General features: G+C 67.7%; 21 protein-coding genes. 12 read left to right on the top strand and 9 right to left on the bottom strand.

The features are described 5' to 3' along the window. Window positions 1-26: 26 nt before the first annotated feature. The 5 genes from tolQ to D7006_RS08485 all read left to right on the top strand — a co-directional run bounded on the left by tolQ (window position 27) and on the right by D7006_RS08485 (window position 4,469). Window positions 27-638 (top strand): protein TolQ, encoded by a 612-nt coding sequence (gene tolQ, locus D7006_RS08505; RefSeq protein WP_371745108.1) that lies wholly within the window; start codon window positions 27-29, stop codon window positions 636-638. Between the two features lie 3 nt (window positions 639-641). Beyond that, a complete protein-coding gene (gene tolR / locus D7006_RS08500; protein WP_029557868.1) occupies window positions 642-1,100 on the top strand; it encodes a protein TolR in 459 nt (152 codons plus the stop codon). Window positions 1,101-1,112: 12 nt separating this feature from the next. Then, complete coding sequence (locus D7006_RS08495; RefSeq protein ID WP_237356284.1) at window positions 1,113-2,057, top strand: cell envelope biogenesis protein TolA; 945 nt, start codon at window positions 1,113-1,115, stop codon at window positions 2,055-2,057. A 179-nt stretch (window positions 2,058-2,236) separates the two neighbouring features. Further along, a complete protein-coding gene (gene tolB / locus D7006_RS08490; protein ID WP_237356881.1) occupies window positions 2,237-3,529 on the top strand; it encodes a Tol-Pal system beta propeller repeat protein TolB in 1,293 nt (430 codons plus the stop codon). A gap of 151 nt (window positions 3,530-3,680) precedes the next feature. Further along, on the top strand, window positions 3,681-4,469 hold the full coding sequence (locus D7006_RS08485; protein ID WP_210257556.1) for an inositol monophosphatase family protein: 789 nt from the start codon (window positions 3,681-3,683) through the stop codon (window positions 4,467-4,469). A 172-nt stretch (window positions 4,470-4,641) separates the two neighbouring features. Here D7006_RS08485 and mutL read toward each other — a convergent pair whose 3' ends face one another. Beyond that, window positions 4,642-6,489, bottom strand: coding sequence for a DNA mismatch repair endonuclease MutL (mutL, locus tag D7006_RS08480; RefSeq protein ID WP_237356283.1), 1,848 nt, complete (start codon window positions 6,487-6,489; stop codon window positions 4,642-4,644). A 198-nt stretch (window positions 6,490-6,687) separates the two neighbouring features. Here mutL and map point away from each other — a divergent pair, with 198 nt between their 5' ends. Together map and radC are read left to right on the top strand one after the other, a co-directional pair. Beyond that, a complete protein-coding gene (gene map, locus D7006_RS08475; protein WP_237356282.1) occupies window positions 6,688-7,515 on the top strand; it encodes a type I methionyl aminopeptidase in 828 nt (275 codons plus the stop codon). 9 nt (window positions 7,516-7,524) lie between these two features. Further along, window positions 7,525-8,229 (top strand): DNA repair protein RadC, encoded by a 705-nt coding sequence (radC, locus tag D7006_RS08470; protein WP_024279755.1) that lies wholly within the window; start codon window positions 7,525-7,527, stop codon window positions 8,227-8,229. Window positions 8,230-8,250: 21 nt separating this feature from the next. On the opposite strand, the gene D7006_RS08465 is transcribed toward radC, so the two are convergent. The 4 genes from D7006_RS08465 to petA all read right to left on the bottom strand — a co-directional run bounded on the left by D7006_RS08465 (window position 8,251) and on the right by petA (window position 11,664). After that, window positions 8,251-8,787 carry an adenine phosphoribosyltransferase gene (locus D7006_RS08465; RefSeq protein WP_229643181.1) on the bottom strand — a complete coding sequence of 179 codons (537 nt, stop codon included), beginning with the start codon at window positions 8,785-8,787 and terminating at the stop codon, window positions 8,251-8,253. A gap of 171 nt (window positions 8,788-8,958) precedes the next feature. After that, window positions 8,959-9,804 (bottom strand): cytochrome c1, encoded by an 846-nt coding sequence (locus D7006_RS08460; protein WP_237356281.1) that lies wholly within the window; start codon window positions 9,802-9,804, stop codon window positions 8,959-8,961. A gap of 20 nt (window positions 9,805-9,824) precedes the next feature. Further along, window positions 9,825-11,099 (bottom strand): cytochrome b/b6, encoded by a 1,275-nt coding sequence (locus D7006_RS08455; RefSeq protein ID WP_169121373.1) that lies wholly within the window; start codon window positions 11,097-11,099, stop codon window positions 9,825-9,827. 37 nt (window positions 11,100-11,136) lie between these two features. Further along, a complete protein-coding gene (gene petA / locus D7006_RS08450; protein WP_169121374.1) occupies window positions 11,137-11,664 on the bottom strand; it encodes a ubiquinol-cytochrome c reductase iron-sulfur subunit in 528 nt (175 codons plus the stop codon). 447 nt (window positions 11,665-12,111) lie between these two features. Between petA and D7006_RS08445 the strand changes: the two genes are divergently transcribed. From D7006_RS08445 to D7006_RS08430, 4 genes are all read left to right on the top strand, one after another. After that, entirely contained in the window at window positions 12,112-13,323 is a 1,212-nt protein-coding gene (locus D7006_RS08445) for a beta-1,3-glucanase family protein (protein WP_237356280.1), read from the top strand. A 42-nt stretch (window positions 13,324-13,365) separates the two neighbouring features. Further along, a complete protein-coding gene (locus tag D7006_RS08440) occupies window positions 13,366-13,830 on the top strand; it encodes a tRNA (cytidine(34)-2'-O)-methyltransferase (RefSeq protein WP_237356279.1) in 465 nt (154 codons plus the stop codon). A gap of 68 nt (window positions 13,831-13,898) precedes the next feature. Further along, complete coding sequence (gene hemF, locus D7006_RS08435; protein WP_237356278.1) at window positions 13,899-14,846, top strand: oxygen-dependent coproporphyrinogen oxidase; 948 nt, start codon at window positions 13,899-13,901, stop codon at window positions 14,844-14,846. A 72-nt stretch (window positions 14,847-14,918) separates the two neighbouring features. Next, entirely contained in the window at window positions 14,919-15,128 is a 210-nt protein-coding gene (locus D7006_RS08430; protein ID WP_169121378.1) for a YodC family protein, read from the top strand. Between the two features lie 3 nt (window positions 15,129-15,131). Here D7006_RS08430 and D7006_RS08425 read toward each other — a convergent pair whose 3' ends face one another. Genes D7006_RS08425 through D7006_RS08410 form a run of 4 tightly spaced genes read right to left on the bottom strand, consistent with a single transcriptional unit; the run spans window position 15,132 to window position 17,966 of the window. After that, a complete protein-coding gene (locus D7006_RS08425) occupies window positions 15,132-16,370 on the bottom strand; it encodes a CCA tRNA nucleotidyltransferase (RefSeq protein WP_237356277.1) in 1,239 nt (412 codons plus the stop codon). Next, entirely contained in the window at window positions 16,367-16,627 is a 261-nt protein-coding gene (locus D7006_RS08420) for a DUF6111 family protein (RefSeq protein ID WP_169121380.1), read from the bottom strand. The genes D7006_RS08425 and D7006_RS08420 overlap by 4 nt, the downstream gene beginning before the upstream one ends. Continuing rightward, the gene (locus D7006_RS08415) at window positions 16,627-17,304 is read right to left on the bottom strand and encodes a CoA pyrophosphatase (RefSeq protein ID WP_237356276.1); all 678 of its coding nucleotides are present in this window, start codon (window positions 17,302-17,304) and stop codon (window positions 16,627-16,629) included. The genes D7006_RS08420 and D7006_RS08415 overlap by 1 nt, the downstream gene beginning before the upstream one ends. After that, entirely contained in the window at window positions 17,304-17,966 is a 663-nt protein-coding gene (locus D7006_RS08410; protein WP_237356275.1) for a DUF1285 domain-containing protein, read from the bottom strand. The genes D7006_RS08415 and D7006_RS08410 overlap by 1 nt, the downstream gene beginning before the upstream one ends. A gap of 423 nt (window positions 17,967-18,389) precedes the next feature. Here D7006_RS08410 and D7006_RS08405 point away from each other — a divergent pair, with 423 nt between their 5' ends. Further along, window positions 18,390-19,355: an AAA family ATPase gene (locus tag D7006_RS08405; protein WP_371745107.1), complete on the top strand. Its 966-nt coding sequence runs from the start codon at window positions 18,390-18,392 to the stop codon at window positions 19,353-19,355. The last annotated feature ends 20 nt before the right edge of the window (window positions 19,356-19,375 follow it).

The raw sequence follows: 19,375 nt of genomic DNA, 5'->3' as shown, positions 1-19,375 counted from the left end.
AAGCCCACATCGTGGTCAAGCTGGTGATGATCGGCCTGATCGTCTCCTCGATCTGGGTCTGGGCCATCATCATCAACAAGTGGATGCTGTTCTCGCGCAACAAGCGGGAGATGGACCGCTTCGAGCAGGTGTTCTGGTCCGGCCAGAGCCTCGAAGACCTCTACCGCACCCTCGCGGGACGCTCCAACCACGGCATGGCCGCGATCTTCGTCGCCGCCATGCGCGAGTGGAAGCGCACTTATGAGGGCGGCGCCCGTTCCCTCGCCGGCCTCAACCAGCGGCTCGACAAGGTGATGAACGTCACCATCGCCCGCGAGGTGGAGCGGCTGGAGAACAGCCTGCTGGTGCTCGCGACCGTCGGCTCGGCCGGCCCGTTCGTCGGCCTGTTCGGCACGGTCTGGGGCATCATGACCTCGTTCCAGTCCATCGCCGCATCCAAGAATACTTCGCTCGCCGTGGTGGCGCCGGGCATTGCGGAGGCGCTGTTCGCGACCGCGATGGGCCTCATTGCCGCCATCCCCGCGACGATTTTCTACAACAAGTTCATTTCCCAGGTCGGGCGCCAGGCCCAGCGGCTGGAGGGTTTCGCGGACGAGTTCTCCGCCATCCTCTCGCGCCAGATCGACGAGCGGGGCTGAACCATGGGCATGTCGGGCGGAGGGGCAGCAGGTTGGCAGAGCCGGCGCTCGCGCCGGCGCGCCGCCCCTGTCATGGCCGAAATCAACGTGACGCCCATGGTGGACGTCATGCTGGTGCTGCTCATCATCTTCATGGTGGCGGCGCCGCTGCTCACGGTGGGCGTGCCCATCGACCTGCCACAGACGCAGGCGAGCGCGGTGAACCAGGACAACAAGGAGCCGATCACCCTCTCGGTGCGGCCCAACGGGCAGATCTATCTCGGCGACAGCGAGATCAAGTACGAGGATCTGGTCTCAAAGTTGCAAGCGGTGACGCAGGCGCGCGGCGGCTTCGAGGAGCGAATCTTCGTCCGCGGCGACAAGAACGCCAATTACGGACAGATCATGCGTGTCATGGGCCGCCTCTCGGGGGCGGGTTTCAAGAAGGTGGCTCTGGTCACCGAAGTCGAGCAGGGGGGCTGAACCATCAATCCCATGCGCAGCAGCCTCGCGGCATCGACGGCGCTCCATGTGGGCGTGCTCGCTCTGACCCTGGTGTCTTTCTCCGGGGTGAAGACGCTTGAGCCGATGACCGAGACTGTGCCCGTGGATGTGATCTCGGCCTCCGACTACACCAAGCTCACCCGCGGCCTCACCAGCGGACAGAAGACCGAAAAGCCCAAGCAGGTGGCCGAGAAGGTCGCCCCGCCGACCCCGGTGGAAGACCCCAAGCTGAAGGTCAGCGACAAGCCGCCGGTGGAGGCGACCACCCCTCCTCCCCCGCCTCCGCCCCCGCCCCCCCAGAAGGCCGAGCAGCAGACCCAGCAGAAGGCCGAGCAGGCGCCCCCGCCCAAGGAAACGGCAGAGGTGGCGCTGAAGAACGAGCCGAAGAAGCACGAGCAGCCGCAGGATCAGGCGAAGGCTGATGCTGCCCCGCCGCTGCCGCCCAAGAAGCCCGCGCCGCCGCGCGAGACGCCGAAGCCCATCGAGGCCAACTCCCAGCCGCGCGAGTTCAACACCGACCAGATCAAGCAGCTGATCGACAAGCGCACGCCCACCCGCCAGGTGGCGAGCGCGAGCGAGATTTCCAACACCTCCTCCATCGGCGTGCCGAACGGACAGGCGGCAACGCTCAGCGTGAGCGAGATCGACGCCTTCAAGCGCCGGCTGCGCGATTGCTGGACCGAGATTCCCGGCAACCTCAACGCGCCGACGCTGGTGGACGTGGACATCTCCTTCAACCAGGACGGCACGCTCTCGGCGACGCCCCGCGTGGTGCCCGGCCAGTCGGGCGCGTCCAACCCCACGTTCCAGGCGGTGGCGAGCATTGGCGTGCGCGCCATCACCCAGTGCCAGCCGTACAAGATGTTCCGGCCTGAGAAGTATGCCCAGTGGAAGACCCTCGGCATCACCCTCAGCGACAAGATGTTCAGCCAATAGAGAGGCCGGCGCCCCCGGTTCGCCGGCACGCGGCGCCGCCCGGCCCCGAAGAGAACGAGGATAAAATGACGCGGTCCGGACGCCCGGAAAACTCCCAGCGCCCACTCGACGATGTTCACGCCGGTGCCTCGCCCCTCGGCGGGACGCTGGCGCGTGGGCTCGGCCGCCGCGCCTTCCTGATGACGGGCATGGCCGCCGGCGCCGCGGGGATCCTCCATGGCGGCTTCGGCGCGGCCCATGCCCAGGCCGCGCGCATTGAGATCACCCCCGGCGCCTTCAAGCCCATCCCCATCGCCATCACCGACCTGCTGGGCGAGCCGGAGCTGGGGCGCAACATCTCCGGCGTCATCACCTCGGACCTGCGCCGCTGCGGCCTGTTCGCGCCCATCGATCCGAAGGCGTTCGTCGAGCAGATCACCAACCCCGATACGCCCCGCTTCCAGGACTGGCGCGTCATCAACGCCCAGGCCCTGCTCACCGGCCGCGTCACGCGGCAGGCCGACGGGCGGGTACAGGTGGTGTTCCGCCTGTGGGATGTGTTCGCCGGCCAGCAGCTCGCGGCCCAGCAGTTCGTGGCCCAGCCGGAGAACTGGCGCCGCATCGCCCACATCGTCGCCGACGCCATCTATGAGAAGATGACCGGCGAGAAGGGCTATTTCGACACCCGCATCGTCTTCGTGGACGAGAGCGGGCCGAAGGAGCGCCGCATCAAGCGCCTCGCCATCATGGACCAGGACGGCGCCAATGTGAGCTACCTCACCCGCGGCGACAGCCTGGTGCTGACGCCGCGCTTCTCGCCCACCAGCCAGGAAATCACCTACATGTCCTACGGACAGGGTGATCCCAAGGTGTTCCTGCTCAACATCGAAACTGGCCAGCGGGAGATCGTCGGCAACTTCCCCGGCATGAGCTTCTCGCCCCGCTTCGCGCCGGACGGGCAGAAGGTCATCATGAGCCTCCAGCAGGGCGGCAACTCGAACATCTTCGTCATGGACCTGCGCTCGCGCGCCACCACCCGCCTCACCGATACGGCGGCCATCGATACCGCCCCCTGTTATTCGCCGGACGGGCGGCAGATCTGCTTCGAGAGCGACCGCGGCGGCACCTCGCAGATCTATGTGATGAATGCGGACGGCTCCGGCGCCAAGCGCATCTCCTTCGGCAATGCCCGCTATTCGACGCCCGTGTGGTCGCCCAAGGGCGACTGGATCGCCTATACGCGGCAGGCGGAAGGCCGCTTCGCCATCGGCGTGATGCGCACCGACGGCTCCGGCGAGCGCGTGCTCACCGAGGGCTACCACAATGAAGGGCCGACCTTCTGCCCCAACGGCCGCGTGCTCATGTTCTTCCGCGATCCGGGCGGCGCCTCCGGCCCGTCCCTCTATACCGTGGACGTGACCGGCTATAACGAGCAGCGCCTGCCCACCCCGAGCTATGGCTCGGACCCGGCCTGGTCGCCGCTGCGCTCCTGAGCTTAGACGGCTACCTCCAAACGATCCCGGGGCGCGGCCGAACGCGCCTTGACGGGGGCAGCTAAGGCGGGCAAACGCTGGTTCAATCGCTTTCCCTGCCCGCTGCCCCGGCGCCGGGCGCGCCGGCTTTCGGCCTCACGTCAGGTTTTTCATGATCCGCTCGCCCCTCATCACTGTCATGGTCCAGGCCGTCCGCAAGGCGGGGCGCACGCTCGCCCGCGACTTCGGCGAGGTGGAGCAGCTTCAGGTCTCCATGAAGGGCCCCGGCGATTTCGTTTCCGCCGCCGACCGCAAGGCCGAGGACACCATCTTCGCCGAACTCTCCCGCGCCCGGCCCAACTACGGCTTCCTGATGGAAGAGCGCGGCGCGGTGGAAGGCACCGACCCGGCGAACACCTGGGTGGTGGACCCGCTCGACGGCACAACCAACTTCCTGCACGGCATCCCGATCTTCTCCATCTCGCTGGCGCTGGTGCGCAACGGCGTGCCGGTAGCGGGCGTGATCTACAATCCGGTGAGCGACGAGCTCTACGTGGCCGAGAGCGGCCAGGGCGCCTATCTCAACGAACGGCGCATCCGCGTCGCCGCCCGGCGCAAGCTGGCCGATTGCGTGGTGTGCTGCGGCGTGCCCCACATGGGCCGGGGCGACCATGCCCAGTTCAACCGCGAGCTCGAACTGGTGCAGCCGCAGGTCTCGGGCCTGCGCCGCACCGGCTCCGCCGCCATCGACCTCGCCTGGACCGCCGCCGGCCGCTTCGACGCCTTCTGGGAGCGCAACCTGTCGCCGTGGGACATGGCGGCCGGCATCGTCCTGGTGCGCGAAGCGGGCGGCTATGTCTCCGACATGGATGACGGCGACAAGATGCTGGACAACGGCCACATCATCGCCGGCAACGAACTGATCCGCCGCGACCTGCAGAAGCTGCTCAAGAAGGCCTGAGACGGGCGGGCTCCCGCGCTAGTCCAACACCCGTGGCCGTCATCGCCCGCCTAGTGCGGGCGATTCCCTTTTGGGCCGGGCGGCATCCATTCTCTGTTGACAGCACAGGCGGATGCGTGGATCCCCCGGAACAGCCGGGCGATGACCGCGCCACGCGTGGGAACAGCCTCCCCTACCGCCGCGCGAACAGCTTCTCAACGTCCTTCAGGGAGAGCGTGACGAAGGTCGGCCGGCCGTGGTTGCACTCGCCGGCATTGGGCGTCTGCTCCATCTCGCGCAGCAGCGCGTTCATCTCCTCGACCCTCAGCCGCCGCCCCGCCCGCACCGAGCCGTGGCAGGCCATGGTGGCGGCCACATGCAGCAGGCGCCGCTCCAGCGGCAGCGCATCGTCCCACTCGGCGGCATGCTCGGCGAGGTCGGTGACGAGGCGGGTGACATCCGCATCCTTCAGCAAAGCCGGCACCTCCCGCACCAGCACCGCGCCCGGGCCGAACGACTCCAGCACCAGCCCCAAAGCGGCGAGGTCGGCGGCGCGCTCGGTGAGGCGGTCGGCATCGGCCGGGTCAAGGTCCACCACGGCCGGGATCAGCAGCCCTTGCCGCGCCACTCCATCCCGCTCCATGGCCGCCTTCAGCTTCTCGTAGACGAGACGCTCGTGGGCGGCGTGCTGGTCGATGAGGACGAGGCCCTCGCGGGTCTGGGCGACGATATAGGTCTCGTGCAGCTGTGCGCGGGCTGCCCCCAGAGGCCGGTCGAGATCGACGGCCGAGACGGGCGCGGCATCGGCGCGGGCATCGGCCGAAGGCTCGGCAATCTCAAGGCGCACCTGCTCCTCGCCCGACCGGAAGGGCTCGGGACGCGCTGGCGACTGCCGCCAGTCGTAATCGAGCCGTGGTGCCGCCCGGAAGCCGGCGAAGGCGCCGCCGCGCTCCGGCTCCGCAAGGCCCGGAGCGGTGCGGGCGGGAAGGCTGGGCGTCTGCGCCAGCGCCACGAGGCGATCCGCCATGCTGGCGGCGGTGGACGGGATGCGGGCGGCCAGCGCATCGGAAAGCGTGCGCACGATGAGCGCCCGGACGTTGCCCCCGTCGCGGAAGCGCACCTCGGTCTTGGCGGGATGGACGTTCACATCCACGTCACGCGGATCGAGCGTGAAGAACAGCGCCAGCACGGGATAGCGATCGGACGGCAACAGGTCCGCATAGGCCGCGCGCACCGCGCCCATCAGCAGCTTGTCGCGCACCGGGCGGCCGTTGACGAACAGATACTGGCTCAGCGAATTGGCCTTGGAAAAGGTCGGCAGGCCGGCGAGGCCATCGAGCCGAACCCCTTCCCGGACGCCGGAGACGGCGATGACATTGCGCCCCGCATCGGCGCCCAGCACATCGGCGAGCCGCTGCGCACGGCCGGCCTCGTCGTCCGGGCGGGCGGGAAACGTCACCGGGGCGCGCTCGTCGGTGGCGAGGGTGAAGGCCACGTCGGGCCGGGCCAGAGCCAGGCGCCGCACCACATCGGCAGCTGCCACGCCTTCCGCCCGGTCGGACTTAAGGAACTTGAGGCGGGCGGGCGTCGCATAAAAGAGGTCGCGCACCTCCACCCGCGTGCCGCCACCCAAGGCGGCCGGACGCGGCGGCGTCACCACGCCGCCATCCACGCGCACCTCGAAGGCATGGGCGGCACCCGGCGGGCGGCTGGCGATGGCAAGATGCGCCACGGCGCCGATGGAGGGCAACGCCTCTCCCCGGAAGCCGAGGGTGGCGATGGCGAGCAGGTCCTCGCCGGAGAGCTTGGAGGTGGCGTGGCGCTCCACGCACAAGGCGAGATCGTCCGGCCCCATGCCCGAGCCGTCGTCGGTGACGCGCACGAGCCGCCGCCCGCCGGCCTGGATCACAACCTCGATGCTGCGCGCCCCGGCATCGAGCGCGTTCTCCACCAACTCCTTCACCACCGCAGCCGGCCGCTCCACCACCTCGCCGGCGGCGATGCGGTCGATGAGGACGGGGGGCAGGCGGCGAATGGACATGGAGCTCATCACGATTCGGATCGGGCGATCTTACCGGGTCGCGCCGGCCGCACGAAATCGCCGGAAACCCGCCCGGGCCCGAGATTCCGCAAGGCCAAGATGACGACCAAGCTTGCTTTGACGCCGGCAAGGACTAATTGTGTAGACTGAATTCCGAGATTGAGGACGGCTTCGCGCGTCGTCCGTGAAGGCAGCGCCATGAACTATGTTGAGGCGGCAAACGCGCCGCTGCGCAAGACCGGCCATATCAAGCTCTACGGGCCGGAAGGCTTCGAGGGCATGCGGCGGGCCGGCGCGCTGACCGCCAAGGCGCTCGATGCCGTTGCGGAAATGATCGGGCCGGGGGTGACCACCACCGCCATCGACGAGTTCATCTTCGACTTCGCCATGGACCATGGCGCCTACCCCGCCACCCTCATGTACCGCGGCTACCGTTATTCGGTCTGCACCTCGGTGAACCATGTGGTGTGCCACGGCATGCCCAACGCCCGCCCGCTGCGCGACGGCGACATCGTCAACGTGGATGTCACGCTGGTGGTCGACGGCTGGTACGGCGATTCGAGCCGCATGTTTCCGGTAGGCGCCATCCCCCGCCGGGCGGAGCGGCTGCTGGACGTGACCTATGAGTCGATGATGCGGGGCATCCGCGCCATCCGTCCGGGCGCGCATGTGGGCGACATCGGTGCCGCCATCCAGGAGTTCGTGGAGCCGCAGCACATGAGCGTGGTGCGCGACTTCTGCGGCCACGGCGTCGGGCAGGTCTTCCACGACGAACCCAACATCGTGCATGTGGGCCGTCGCGGCGAGGGGCCGAAGCTGGTGCCGGGCATGATCTTCACCGTGGAGCCGATGATCAATCTCGGCCGCCCGCATGTGAAGGTGCTCTCCGACGGCTGGACGGCGGTGACGCGGGACCGCTCGCTCTCCGCCCAGTTCGAGCATGCCGTTGGCGTGACGGAGACCGGCGTCGAGATCTTCACCTTGAGCCCCAAGGGCTATCACAAGCCGCCTTACATCACCGCCTGAGGGAGCCGGATGGCCGAAGCTCCGGAAGACGGCCTGAACGAGGCGCCCCACTTCCACGGGCATCGCGACCGGCTTCGCGCGCGCTTCCGCTCGGCCGGGTCGCAGGCCCTCGCCGACTACGAGCTGCTCGAGCTGGTGCTGTTCCGTGCCGTCCCGCGGCGGGACGTGAAGCCGCTTGCCAAGGCGCTGGTGGACCGCTTTGGCTCCTTCGCAGAGGTGGTGGCAGCTCCGGTGCAGCTGCTGGCCGAGGTGCCCGGCGTGAAGGACGCCATCATCACCGAGCTGAAGGTGGTGGAGGCGGCGGCCCAGCGGCTCGCCAAGGGGCAGGTAAAGCGGCGGCCGGCGCTGTCATCTTGGAGCGCGGTGATCGACTATTGCCGCACCGCCATGGCCTATGCCGATCGCGAGCAGGTGCGGGTGCTCTTCCTCGACAAGCGCAACCAGCTGATCGCCGACGAGGTGCTGCAGACGGGCACGGTGGACCATGCCCCCGTCTATCCCCGCGAGGTGGTCAAGCGGGCGCTGGAGGTTTCCGCCTCCGCGCTCATCCTCTGCCACAACCACCCCTCGGGCGACCCCACCCCCTCGCGCGCTGACATCGACATGACCCGCCGCATCATCGACGTGGCGAAGCCGCTGGGCATCGAGGTTCACGATCACATCATCGTCGGCAAGGACGGGCACGCGAGCCTGAAGGGCCTCCGGCTAATCTGAGGCTCCCGGGTCAGCTCTCGATCAATGACCCTCGAAGGCCACCAGCGTGCGGACCGACACACCCATCCCGCGCAGCTTCTCGGCGCCGCCGAGGTCCGGCAGGTCGACGATGAAGCACGCCGCCTCCACCACCGCCCCGCAGGTCTGAAGCAGCTTCACCGCGCCGGTGGCGGTCCCGCCGGTGGCGATCAGGTCATCCACCAGCAGCACCCTCTGGCCGGGCGTGATGGCGTCCACATGCATCTCGATCTCGTCCTCGCCATATTCGAGGGCGTAGGCCATGCGCACCGTCTGGTGGGGCAGCTTGCCCTTCTTGCGGATGGGCACGAAGCCGGCCGAGAGCTGATGCGCCACCGCGCCGCCGAGGATGAAGCCGCGGGCCTCGATGCCGGCCACCTTGTCGATCTTCGCGCCCGCCCAGGGCTGCACCAGCTCGTCCACCGCCCTTCGGAAGGCGCGGGCGTCGCCGAGCAGGGTGGTGATGTCGCGGAACAGGATGCCGGGCTTGGGATAATTCTCGATGGTGCGGATGGACGCGGCGAAGTCGGCAGGGGTCATGACAGGCTCCGGTTTGGCGGAGAAGCTAAGGCGGCGACGGCACGGGGGAAAGCAGCGCAGCCGCCAAAAGCGCCCATCCCGCGCAGTCGTGATCGGTGAGGAGCCGAAACGAAAAAGGGCCCCTTGCGGGGCCCTTGATCGTTCGGTCGGACGTCGCGCGGGCGCGCCCGATCAGTGAGCGACGTTCGACCACACCTTCTTCTTGGTGAAGTAGAGCAGGCCGCCGAGCACGATCAGGAAGATCATGACCTGGAAACCGATGCGCTTGCGCTGGTCGAGGTGCGGCTCGGCCACCCACATCATGAAGGCCGCCACGTCCTGGGAATACTGGTCGACCGTCTGGGGCGAGCCGTCCGTGTAGTCCACCTGGCCGTCGCTGAGGGGCTTCGGCATGGCGATCTGGTGGCCGGGGAAATAGACGTTGTAGTTCAGGCCCGGCTGCAGATGGACGCCGGCCGGAGCATCCTCATAGCCCGTAAGCAGCGCGTGGATGTAGTCCACGCCATGCTCCTGGTACTGGATGAAGGCGTCGGTGATGAAGCCGGGGAAGCCCACATGGTAGGAGCGGGCCTTGGCCAGCACCGAGAAGTCCGGCGGCAGGGCACCGCCGTTGGCGGCGCGGGCGGCGTTGTCGTTCGGGAACGGCGCCGGCCAGTGATCGGACAAGCGGCCCGGACGCTGGAACATGTCTCCGGCATCGTTCGGACCGTCGGTGATCTGGTACTCGCTCGCCACCTGCTTGGCCTGCGCCTCGGTGAAGTGCGGGCCACCCTCCTGGGCGAGGTTGCGGAAGTACAGGTAATTGGCCGAGTGGCAGGCGGCGCAGACTTCCTTGAACACCTTGAAGCCGCGCTGCAGCTGCGCCGGATCGTACATGCCGAAGGGACCCGCGAAGGACCACGACATGCGATGCGGACGCGGCTGGGCGTGGGCATCCTGGGCGCGGGCGCCGGAGGCGCCCGCTGTCAGGAGCAGTGCCGCCGCGACGGCACCGAAGAGAGAGCTACGAATGGTCATTGCTGTTCTCTCCGCGCCGATCACTTGGTCTCGGGACCGGCCGCCCCGGCGACCACCACCGCTCCGCCCTTCGCCTTGGCGAGCACGGCATCCGCGATGGAGGCCGGCACGGGCTTGGGGCGCTCGAACAGGCCGAGCAGCGGCAGGATGACGAGGAAGTGGATGAAGTAGTAGGCCGTCAGGATACGCGAGATGATGAGCGCGCCGCCCTCGGCGGGCTGGGAGCCCATGTAGCCGAGGAGGACGGCAACCACCGCGAACACCCAGAAGAACTGGCGAAACAGCGGACGGTACTTGGCCGAGCGCACCTTGGAGGTGTCGAGCCAGGGCAGGAAGGCCAGCACCGCGATCGCCGCGAACATGGCGAGCACGCCGCCGAGCTTGTCCGGGATGGAGCGCAGGATCGCGTAGAACGGCAGGAAGTACCATTCAGGCACGATATGCGCCGGCGTGGAGAGCGGGTTGGCCGGGATGTAGTTGTCCGAGTGGCCGAGATAGTTCGGGATATAGAAGATGAACCAGGAGAAGAAGATCAGGAACACCACCATCGCGAAGATGTCCTTGATCGTCGCGTAGGGGGTGAAGGGCACCGAGTCCTTCGCCACGTTCTTGATGTCCACGCCGTCCGGATTGTTCTGGCCCACATGGTGGAGCGCCCAGATGTGGAGGCCGACCACGCCGGCGATCATGAAGGGCAGCAAATAGTGCAGCGAGAAGAAGCGGTTGAGCGTGGGATCACCGACCGAGTAACCGCCCCAAAGCCACTCCACGATGGTGGTGCCGACCCAGGGAATGGCCGAGAAGAGGTTGGTGATGACCGTGGCGCCCCAGAACGACATCTGGCCCCAGGGGAGCACGTAGCCCATGAAGGCGGTGGCCATCATGAGGAGGTAGATGATGACGCCGAGGATCCACAGCACCTCGCGCGGGGCCTTGTAGGACCCGTAGTACATGCCGCGAAAGATGTGGATGTAGACCGCGATGAAGAACATCGAGGCGCCGTTGGCGTGGATGTAGCGGATTAGCCAGCCGTAGTTCACGTCGCGCATGATGTGCTCGACGCGGGCGAACGACACCGGGGCATAGGCCACATAGTGCATGGCCAGCACGACGCCGGAGACGATCTGGCAGACGAGCATGAAGCTCAGGATCGCGCCGAAGGTCCACATGTAGTTGAGATTCTTCGGCACCGGATAGGCGATGGCCGAGGAATGGATCAGCCCGACGATCGGCAAGCGGCTCTCGAACCACTGCGCGACCTTCCCCTTGGGCTGGTAGGTGGAATGTCCTTCCATGAGTCCAACCTTTTTGAAAGCGGCGACGATGCGCGCGTCAGCCGATCACGATCTTGGTGTCGGTGGTGAAGGCGTAGGGCGGCAATTCGAGATTGAGCGGTGCCGGTCCCTGCCGGATGCGGCCGGAGGTGTCGTACACCGAGCCGTGGCAGGGGCAGAACCAGCCGTTGTACTGGCCCTGATGGCCGAGCGGCACGCAGCCGAGATGGGTGCAGATGCCGATCACCACCAGCCACTGCTCCTTGCCCGTCTTCACGCGCGCCGAGTCGGGCTGCGGGTCCTTGAGGTCGGAGAGGGGCGTGTCCACCGCCGACTTGATCTCCGCCGGGGTCCGGTGGGAGATGAAGATGGGCTTGCCGCGCCACTGCACCGTGACGATCTGCCCCTCGGCGATGGGGGAGAGGTCCACCTCGGTGGTGGAGAGCGCGAGCACGGACGCGTCGGGCTGAAGCTGGGAGATGAAGGGCCACGCCATTGCGGCGGCACCGACGGCGCCCACGGCGCCGGTTGCGATGTAGAGGAAGTCCCGACGCGTCGTCGTGTCCGACGTCTCCGTATGTGCCACGGCGCAGTCCCCGATAATGTTGTCGTCCCGATGCACGTCCCGCAGCCGCCGGCCTCTGAAACCGCCGGCAACAGGCCGCACGCAACAGGGCAGCCGCATGGACATGCGAGCCGCCAATTTCAAGCGCCTCTAATTGCACCCTAGCCCCATCTTGTCCAGATCATGGCGATGCGGCACGCGGTCCTGCACTGCGACAACTCCATGTCGCTGCGAAAGGTCGGGACGGGGTGCCCCACGGATACCGCCAAACGGCAGCCGCCAAGGATCTCCGAGACCCGCGCCTCCGACCTATGGTTAAGATCAAGCATTGCACTACCGCCAGTCGAGCGGTAGCGTGGCCGTGCTTTCCTTTGGCGCAGTCTGCCCCGTCCTGCCGGTGTCGGCCCCACCCGTCCCGGACCGCGAGGGCGGGTGTGCCGCGCGCCCAATCAGAACGGGGAGAAACGAATGGCAAGACGCACTTTGGCCTGCCTCGCGGCAGTGGCCAGCATCGGCGCGGCAGGAGCCGCCCATGCCCAGACGGTTCCAGTGACGATCGTCAACAACACCGGCATTACCGGCAAGATGTATGTCACCGTCTATGGCCAGGACCCGGCCAATCCCACATCTTATCTGGTGAGCGATGCGGCAGGACAAACAAAACCGCTGAACACATCGAATAACACGCCGTCCGACTACGGCTTCAATACCGATTCGACCAGCACGTATACTTTCAATGTTCCGCGCCTGAATTCCGGGCGGATCTATATTTCCTTCTGCCAGCCCTCCTATCTCACAGTTACTCCGACGGGCAACGGCAGCGGGCCTCTTGCGCCCAATTCGCCGGCGCCCTGGAACACGTCGAGCAAGAACCACACCTCGGTGATCGACTTCGCCGAATATACGTGGGGGCCGGACAACAACTTCAACGTCAACACGACGCAGGTGGATTCACTCGGCATCCCCATGAAGATGGTGCTGCAGAACGCCTCCAAGACGGTGACGGCAGGCTTTACCGACTCCAACTCGGCCCAGACCGTCGTCAAGGCCCTCGTCGCAACGCCTCCGTGGAGCACTCTGCTTATCACCGACAAAAAGGGGCGTCCGACCCAGGTGCTCAGCCCCAACCACGGGATGGAGGCTGGCTATAAATTTCCGACCAATTACTGGGACAGCTACATCGCTCTGGTTCTGAGCACCTATTCCAAGGCGGGCAAGAGCTTCACCCTGAACAACCAGGTCGGGAGCGTCACGACCCCCTATACCGGAACGACCTCTAGCACCCAGATCACGCTGAAGCCGACGACGGGCGGCGCCGCCACGGTCTTCAACAAGCCGTCGTCCAAGGATCTCTGGCAGAATGGCCCCACGTTCGCCAGCGGCGATTCGGGACCCGTCGCCAGCCTGCAGAGGTGGATGCAGGCCGCGTTCCTCCGCTCGACCTTCATCAACAGCACCAACAGCATCTCGAACTGCTCGGTGAAGCCGTACCAGGGCCTGCCGCAGAACCTCTACTCCCAGTACATCCACTCGGCGTCCCTGAACGGCAAGGCCTACACGTTCCCGTATGACGACGTGTGCGAGCAGAGCAGCTACAATTCGGTCCCCGCGCCGACCAAGCTGACGCTCACCTTGTTCCCGCTCAGCTCGACCTGGAACAAGATGACCTGCAGCAACTGACCTGACGACCCGCTCCGGCGGCGTCCCCGCCGGAGCCCTCTCTTGACCCTGCGCATCGCCCTCTATTGCCCGGACATCGCGCAGAATGCCGGTGCCATCCTGCGCACCGGTGCCTGCCTCGGGGCGGAAGTGCACATCATCGAGCCGGCAGGCTTCCCGGTGGGAGATGCCGGTTTCCGCCGCGCGGGGATGGACTACATCGACCAGGTGGTCTGGCGGCGGCACGCCTCCTTTGCCGCCTTCGATGCGGAGCGACGCGCCGAGGGCCGGCGCCTCGTCCTACTCACCACCGCCGGCGCCGAGCCGCTGTTCGGCTTCTCCTTCGAGCCCCAAGACGTGATCCTGTTCGGCCGCGAATCCGCCGGCGTGCCGCCGGAGGTGCATGACGCGGCGGATGCGCGGGTGCGCATTCCCATGCGGCCGGGTATGCGCTCGCTCAATGTCGCGGTCAGTGCCGGCATCGTCCTCGCCGAGGCGCTGCGGCAGACCGGCGGCCTGCCGGCCTGAGCTTTCTTCCGCCGCAGGGAGGCGATAGAAGCGCCGCCAGCCAGAAGAACACCGAAGGCGGAACGCCCATGGAAAATCCCAAGCCTGCCGCCACCGAGCCTGCCGCCCCCGCCGAGCCCGGCAATGCGCTGCTCGATGCCCGCCGCGCCGAGGCCCGCGCCTGGTTCGAGGAATTGCAGGGTCGCATCATCGCCGCCTTCGAGGCTTTGGAGGAAGCAGCCGATCCCGCGCTTTACGGCCCCTCCCCCGCCCGCTTCGTCCGCACGCCCTGGTCGCGCACCGACCATACCGGCGCGCCCGGCGGCGGCGGCACCATGGCCCTCATGCGCGGGCGGCTGTTCGAGAAGGTGGGCGTGCATACCTCCACCGTGTTCGGCGAGTTCGCCCCCGAGTTCCGCGCCCAGATCCCCGGCGCGGCGGAGGATCCCCGCTTCTGGGCCTCCGGCATCTCTCTCATCGCCCACATGGCGAACCCGCATGTGCCGGCCGTGCACATGAACACGCGCTTCGTCGTCACCACCAAGGCGTGGTTCGGCGGCGGGGCGGACCTCACCCCCGTGCTCGCCCGGCGGCGCACGCAGGAGGATTCAGACACCATCGCCTTCCACAAGGCCCTGGAAGCCGCCTGCACCGCCCACAAGGTGGCGGACTACGCCCGCTACAAGGCGTGGTGCGACGACTATTTCTTCCTCAAGCACCGCAACGAGATGCGCGGCATCGGCGGCATCTTCTACGATTATCTCGATTCCGCCGCCGCCGGCACCGGCCGCTGGGAGGACGATCTCGCCTTCACCCGCGACGTGGGCCTCGCCTTCCTCGATGTCTATCCCCGCCTCGTGCGCGCCAACATGGCGACGCCGTGGACGCCGGAGGACCGGGAGGAACAGCTCATCCGCCGCGGGCGCTACGTGGAATTCAACCTGCTCTATGACCGCGGCACGATCTTCGGCCTCAAGACGGGTGGCAATGTGGATTCGATCCTCTCCTCCATGCCCCCGGTGGTGAAGTGGCCGTGATCGGCCCGTCATAAAGGGGCACTAAGGCTGCTGCTGCGTCGGCCCATTCGCGGTCGGCCCGGAGACACAGCCATGGCGTTCGCCCCCGGAGACATCGTTCAGCTCAAGTCCGGCAGCCCCGCCCTCACCGTCGTCACCGCCTCCGAGACGGAGATTTCGGTGGTGTGGTTCGCCGAGGACGTGAGCGAGTTCCGCAGGGAAACCCTGCCCGCCGTCGCGGTGGAGAAGCTCGAGATCGCCGATTTCGAGGAAGAGGACGAGGAAGAAGACGACGAGGACTAGGGTCTACAACGACCCATCATCCGCGGCGATCGCCGCCCGCAGCAGGGCGGCGATGGAGCCGGGCTCCTCGGGAAAGCCGGCGTCGATCCAGTCCGCCTCCGCCTGTCGCAGGGCGGCTCCGAGCGCCCGTCCCGGCTTGAGGCCCAGCGCCATCAGGTCCGCTGAGCCGAATGGCGGGCGCGGCACCGCCCACTGAGCGGTGAGCCGGCCGATCCGTTCCATGCCCGGCCGTCCGTGAGCCGCCGCCAGAAGGGCGCGGTCGCGCGCGGCATCTACCCCAGTGCGGTAGATGAAGGCCTGCGCCGCCGCATCGTCGGCAATGTCCGGCACAGGGCCGGCCATGAGGGCGAGGTGCCGCGCCTCGGCATTGGACAGGCGCAGCTTTTCGCGCAGCCGCTCGGCATCGTCCGGCACGCGCAGGGCAAGGACGGCGAGCCGTCTTATGGCGGCCGGCGGCACCTTCCAGCCCTCTGCGCGCCACAGCGCCTCGATCTCCACCAGCCGTGCGAACGCGTTGGCATCGGCGATGCCGCCGATCAGCGGCTGGATCAGACCCGCATCGCTCATGACGGCAAGTGTCGCCGCCGCCCCGGGGGCGAGGAGCAGTTTGAGCAATTCGGCGCGCACCCGTTCGTGAGAGAGGGCCAGCAGGCCCTGCCGCAGGCGAACCGCACCGGAAAAGGCCGCCTGGTCCACTGCGCCCGCCCCATAGGCCGCGTGGAAGCGGAACAGGCGCAGGATGCGCAGATAGTCTTCGCGAATGCGCGCCTCGGGTGAGCCGATGAAGCGGATTTTCCGTGCCTCAAGGTCCGCAAGGCCGCCCACGAGGTCCAGCACCGCGCCGTCGGGTGCCGCATAGAGCGCGTTCAGGGTGAAGTCCCGCCGCTCCGCATCGTGTTGCCAGCTCCGGCCGAAGCGGACCACGGCGCGGCGGCCATCGGTCTCCACATCTTCCCGCAGGGTGGTGACCTCGTAGCCGTGATGGCCGGACACCACCGTAACCGTCCCATGCTCGATGCCGGTCGGCACCGCCTTGAGGCCAGCGCGGGCTGCACGGGCGACGACCTCCTGCGGCAAGGCGGTGGTGGCGATATCCACGTCGATCACGGGCAGGCCGAGGAGAGCGTTGCGCACCGCCCCGCCAACCACCCGCGCCTCCTCCCCCTGGCCGTTCAGCACGGCAAGGAGCGGCGCGAGGCCCGGCGTCGCCCAGAAGGGGGCCCCGGCAACGCTGGCGGTCATTCGAAATGTCCCGGCACGAACACGCCGTCCTTGGTCTGCGCGGGGACGTAATGGGCGCCGGGCGGGGCCACACGGCCGTGCTCGAAAAAGAACAGCCCCAGCGCCACCAAGGCCACCGCCGCCGCGGCGGTGATCGCGAGAGCACGTGGCGACCAATTGGCCGGCACAGCCGATCCCTTGGTTGCGATCAGCAGGGCGCCGTAGAGCAGGAACGGCGTGAGGAACAGCGCCAGTTCGATGAGCAGGCTGCGCGCCATCAGGCGTAAACCTTCTCGTAAAGGTTGCGCAACATTCCGGCCGTGGCGCCCCAGATGTTATGGCCCTCGAACGGCATGACGTAGAAATGCCGCAGCGTGCCCTTCCACTCCCGAGACTGGCGCTCGTGGTTGCGCGGGCTCATGAGGAAGCCGAGCGGAACCTCGAACGCCTCGTCCACCTCGGCGGGATTGAGCGTGAGCGTGTAGGCGGGATCGACCAGCCCCACCACCGGGACGATCCAGAAGCCGGTGCCGGAAAGATAGCCGTCGAGAAAGCCGAGCGGACGCACCAGCGCCGAATCGAGCCCCACCTCCTCGCGCGCCTCGCGCAAGGCAGCGTCGACCTCGTCCTTGTCTCCGGGATCGATGCGCCCGCCGGGAAAGGCCACCTGTCCCGCATGCTGCGAGAGGTGGGACGATCTCAGGGTGAGAAGGATGGTCGGCTCCGGCCGCGCGATCACCGGCACGAGCACCGCCGCGTGTCGCGGACGGTCCTGCGGAATGAGGCTGACCTTCTCCGGCTGCAAGGCGTGGTCGCCGTTCAGGGTGAGAAAGGCGCTTTCCGAATAAAAGGGAGGCGGCTCCCGCGACAGACGCTCCGTCGCGCGCCGCATGAAATCGTCGAGGCTGCCGCCTGCGCTGTTGGCCTCGGAGAACGCATCATCGGACGCCCGCATCAGTCCAGTCCCAGTTCGGCCGCCGGCAGGATGGGGAAGAAGAGGCCGCCTGACGCCACGCCAAACATGGGGACGCCACCCTCCTCCCGCACCTCCCCGAGATCCATGAGGTCCAGATGGACGGCGCGTGACAACCGCGCCTCAAGCCCCCGCCGGACATGCAGGTAAGGCACCACCTCGCCCTCCCCGGAGCCAGGAGCGAAGCGGAGTTCGTGGCCCGGGCCGCAGCGCACTACGTCATCCAGATTGGTGCGGAAGACGAGCGTGCGATTCGCGGTGCGGCCCACGGCCGCATCCGGCTCAGCCGCCGGTTCCACGGCCAGATCCACCGCGAGGAACGGGGCATCCTCCACCCTGATGCCCACCTTCTCCACCGGCGTCTTCAGGACGAAGCGCTCGCCCTCGCGCGCCAGTACGGAGGCGAACAGCTTCACCAGAGCCGGGCGGGTGATGGGGGTGCCCATGTAGGTCCAGCTGCCGTCGGCACGGATCACCATGTCCATGTCGCCGCAATCGGGCGGGTTCCACAGCTCCACCGGCGCCGGCCCCTTGCCGCCGCCGGCGCGCGCGGCCGCCATCAGCGCCTCCAGCCGGCCCGACGCCGACGGCGCATCGGAAGTGGGGGGCGGGATCGCTGGCGTGTCTGGCGCGGGGGCAGGCATCTGGTCTCCTTGGCCGGGTCACGCTGCGAAAGGCGGCTGGCTCGCGATGACGTGAGTGCGACGCACCCGCGTCGTCTCCGCGGGGGCTCGACGGGCGCGCATCATATCGTAAGCTCTCTGTCCGGGTGGCGCGACGTTTGCAAGACTTCGCGAGACGGGCCTTTTCGCGAGGAGACAGCATGGCGGCTCCGCGGTGCGGCATCCGTCCCAGGCCGGCGCATGGACCGGCCCGCCCGTTGCCCGTTAAACAGGCAAAGGGCGAAACGGTCCGGCGGATGAAGGCCGGAGGCGTTTTGTTGCCGCTTTTGGCAGCAAGCTTGCGGTGCGTGTTCGGCATGCAGGCAATTTGGGCGTGCGGTTCGTATTTGGCGTGTAGGAGATGAGCATATGTCGGCTGCCGGCGAGACCTTCGACCTCGACCAGATGATCATCCGCAACGCGGAAGCCGCCGCCGCCCATGTGAAGGCCGCCCGCGCGGCCATCTCCAACGTCATCTTCGGCCAGGAGACGGTGGTGGAGCGCGCGCTCATCACCATCCTCGCCGGCGGCCATGCCCTGCTGGTGGGCGTGCCCGGCCTTGCCAAGACCAAGCTCGTTGACACCATGGGCACCGTGCTCGGGCTCGACGCCCGCCGCGTGCAGTTCACGCCGGACCTCATGCCCTCCGATATCCTCGGCGCCGAAGTGCTGGAGGAATCGGCCGGCGGCCGCCGCGCCTTCCGCTTCATCAAGGGGCCGATCTTCGCCCAGCTCCTGATGGCGGACGAGATCAACCGCGCCTCGCCGCGCACCCAGTCGGCCCTGCTGCAGGCCATGCAGGAATATCACGTCACCGTCGCCGGCGAGCGGCATGACCTGCCCAAGCCCTTCCACGTGCTCGCCACCCAGAACCCGCTGGAGCAGGAAGGCACGTATCCCCTCCCCGAGGCGCAGCTCGACCGCTTCCTCATGGAGATCGACGTCGATTATCCGGATCGCGACGCCGAGCGGCGCATCCTGTTCGAGACCACCTCGGCGGAGGAGCAGAAGCCCCGCGCCGCCATGACGGTGGACGATCTCATCGCCGCCCAGCGCCTCGTCCGCCGCCTTCCCGTGGGCGAATCGGTGGTGGAAGCCATCCTCACCCTCGTCCGTTCGGCCCGTCCCGGCGCCGAAGGGCCGGAGCAGGCTTACATCGCCTGGGGCCCCGGCCCGCGCGCCAGCCAGGCGCTGATGCTGGCGGTTCGCGCCCGCGCTTTGCTCGACGGGCGCTATGCGCCTTCCCTCGACGACGTGGTGGCCCTCGCCGAGCCGGTGCTGAAGCACCGCATGGCGCTGACCTTCGCCGCCCGGGCCGAACGCCAGAGCGTCACCGACATCATCCGCCGCCTCACCGAGCGGCTCGGGTGAGCGCGGACCGGCCCGCGCCC

Origin of the sequence: Xanthobacter sp. YC-JY1 (assembly GCF_021730305.1) — a bacterium.
GTDB lineage: Bacteria > Pseudomonadota > Alphaproteobacteria > Rhizobiales > Xanthobacteraceae > Xanthobacter > Xanthobacter flavus.
Note: the sequence above shows the minus strand (reverse complement) of the source record. Positions and strands in the feature narration are given on the sequence as shown.

Coding starts and splice junctions, on each gene's coding strand:
- tolQ (WP_371745108.1), top strand. CDS start 27: ATGATCGGCCTGATCGTCTCCTCGATCTGGGTCTGGGCCATCATCATC.
- tolR (WP_029557868.1), top strand. CDS start 642: ATGGGCATGTCGGGCGGAGGGGCAGCAGGTTGGCAGAGCCGGCGCTCG.
- D7006_RS08495 (WP_237356284.1), top strand. CDS start 1,113: ATGCGCAGCAGCCTCGCGGCATCGACGGCGCTCCATGTGGGCGTGCTC.
- tolB (WP_237356881.1), top strand. CDS start 2,237: ATGACGGGCATGGCCGCCGGCGCCGCGGGGATCCTCCATGGCGGCTTC.
- D7006_RS08485 (WP_210257556.1), top strand. CDS start 3,681: ATGATCCGCTCGCCCCTCATCACTGTCATGGTCCAGGCCGTCCGCAAG.
- mutL (WP_237356283.1), bottom strand. CDS start 6,489: ATGTCCATTCGCCGCCTGCCCCCCGTCCTCATCGACCGCATCGCCGCC.
- map (WP_237356282.1), top strand. CDS start 6,688: ATGAACTATGTTGAGGCGGCAAACGCGCCGCTGCGCAAGACCGGCCAT.
- radC (WP_024279755.1), top strand. CDS start 7,525: ATGGCCGAAGCTCCGGAAGACGGCCTGAACGAGGCGCCCCACTTCCAC.
- D7006_RS08465 (WP_229643181.1), bottom strand. CDS start 8,787: ATGACCCCTGCCGACTTCGCCGCGTCCATCCGCACCATCGAGAATTAT.
- D7006_RS08460 (WP_237356281.1), bottom strand. CDS start 9,804: ATGACCATTCGTAGCTCTCTCTTCGGTGCCGTCGCGGCGGCACTGCTC.
- D7006_RS08455 (WP_169121373.1), bottom strand. CDS start 11,099: ATGGAAGGACATTCCACCTACCAGCCCAAGGGGAAGGTCGCGCAGTGG.
- D7006_RS08445 (WP_237356280.1), top strand. CDS start 12,112: ATGGCAAGACGCACTTTGGCCTGCCTCGCGGCAGTGGCCAGCATCGGC.
- hemF (WP_237356278.1), top strand. CDS start 13,899: ATGGAAAATCCCAAGCCTGCCGCCACCGAGCCTGCCGCCCCCGCCGAG.
- D7006_RS08430 (WP_169121378.1), top strand. CDS start 14,919: ATGGCGTTCGCCCCCGGAGACATCGTTCAGCTCAAGTCCGGCAGCCCC.
- D7006_RS08425 (WP_237356277.1), bottom strand. CDS start 16,370: ATGACCGCCAGCGTTGCCGGGGCCCCCTTCTGGGCGACGCCGGGCCTC.
- D7006_RS08420 (WP_169121380.1), bottom strand. CDS start 16,627: ATGGCGCGCAGCCTGCTCATCGAACTGGCGCTGTTCCTCACGCCGTTC.
- D7006_RS08415 (WP_237356276.1), bottom strand. CDS start 17,304: ATGCGGGCGTCCGATGATGCGTTCTCCGAGGCCAACAGCGCAGGCGGC.
- D7006_RS08410 (WP_237356275.1), bottom strand. CDS start 17,966: ATGCCTGCCCCCGCGCCAGACACGCCAGCGATCCCGCCCCCCACTTCC.
- D7006_RS08405 (WP_371745107.1), top strand. CDS start 18,390: ATGATCATCCGCAACGCGGAAGCCGCCGCCGCCCATGTGAAGGCCGCC.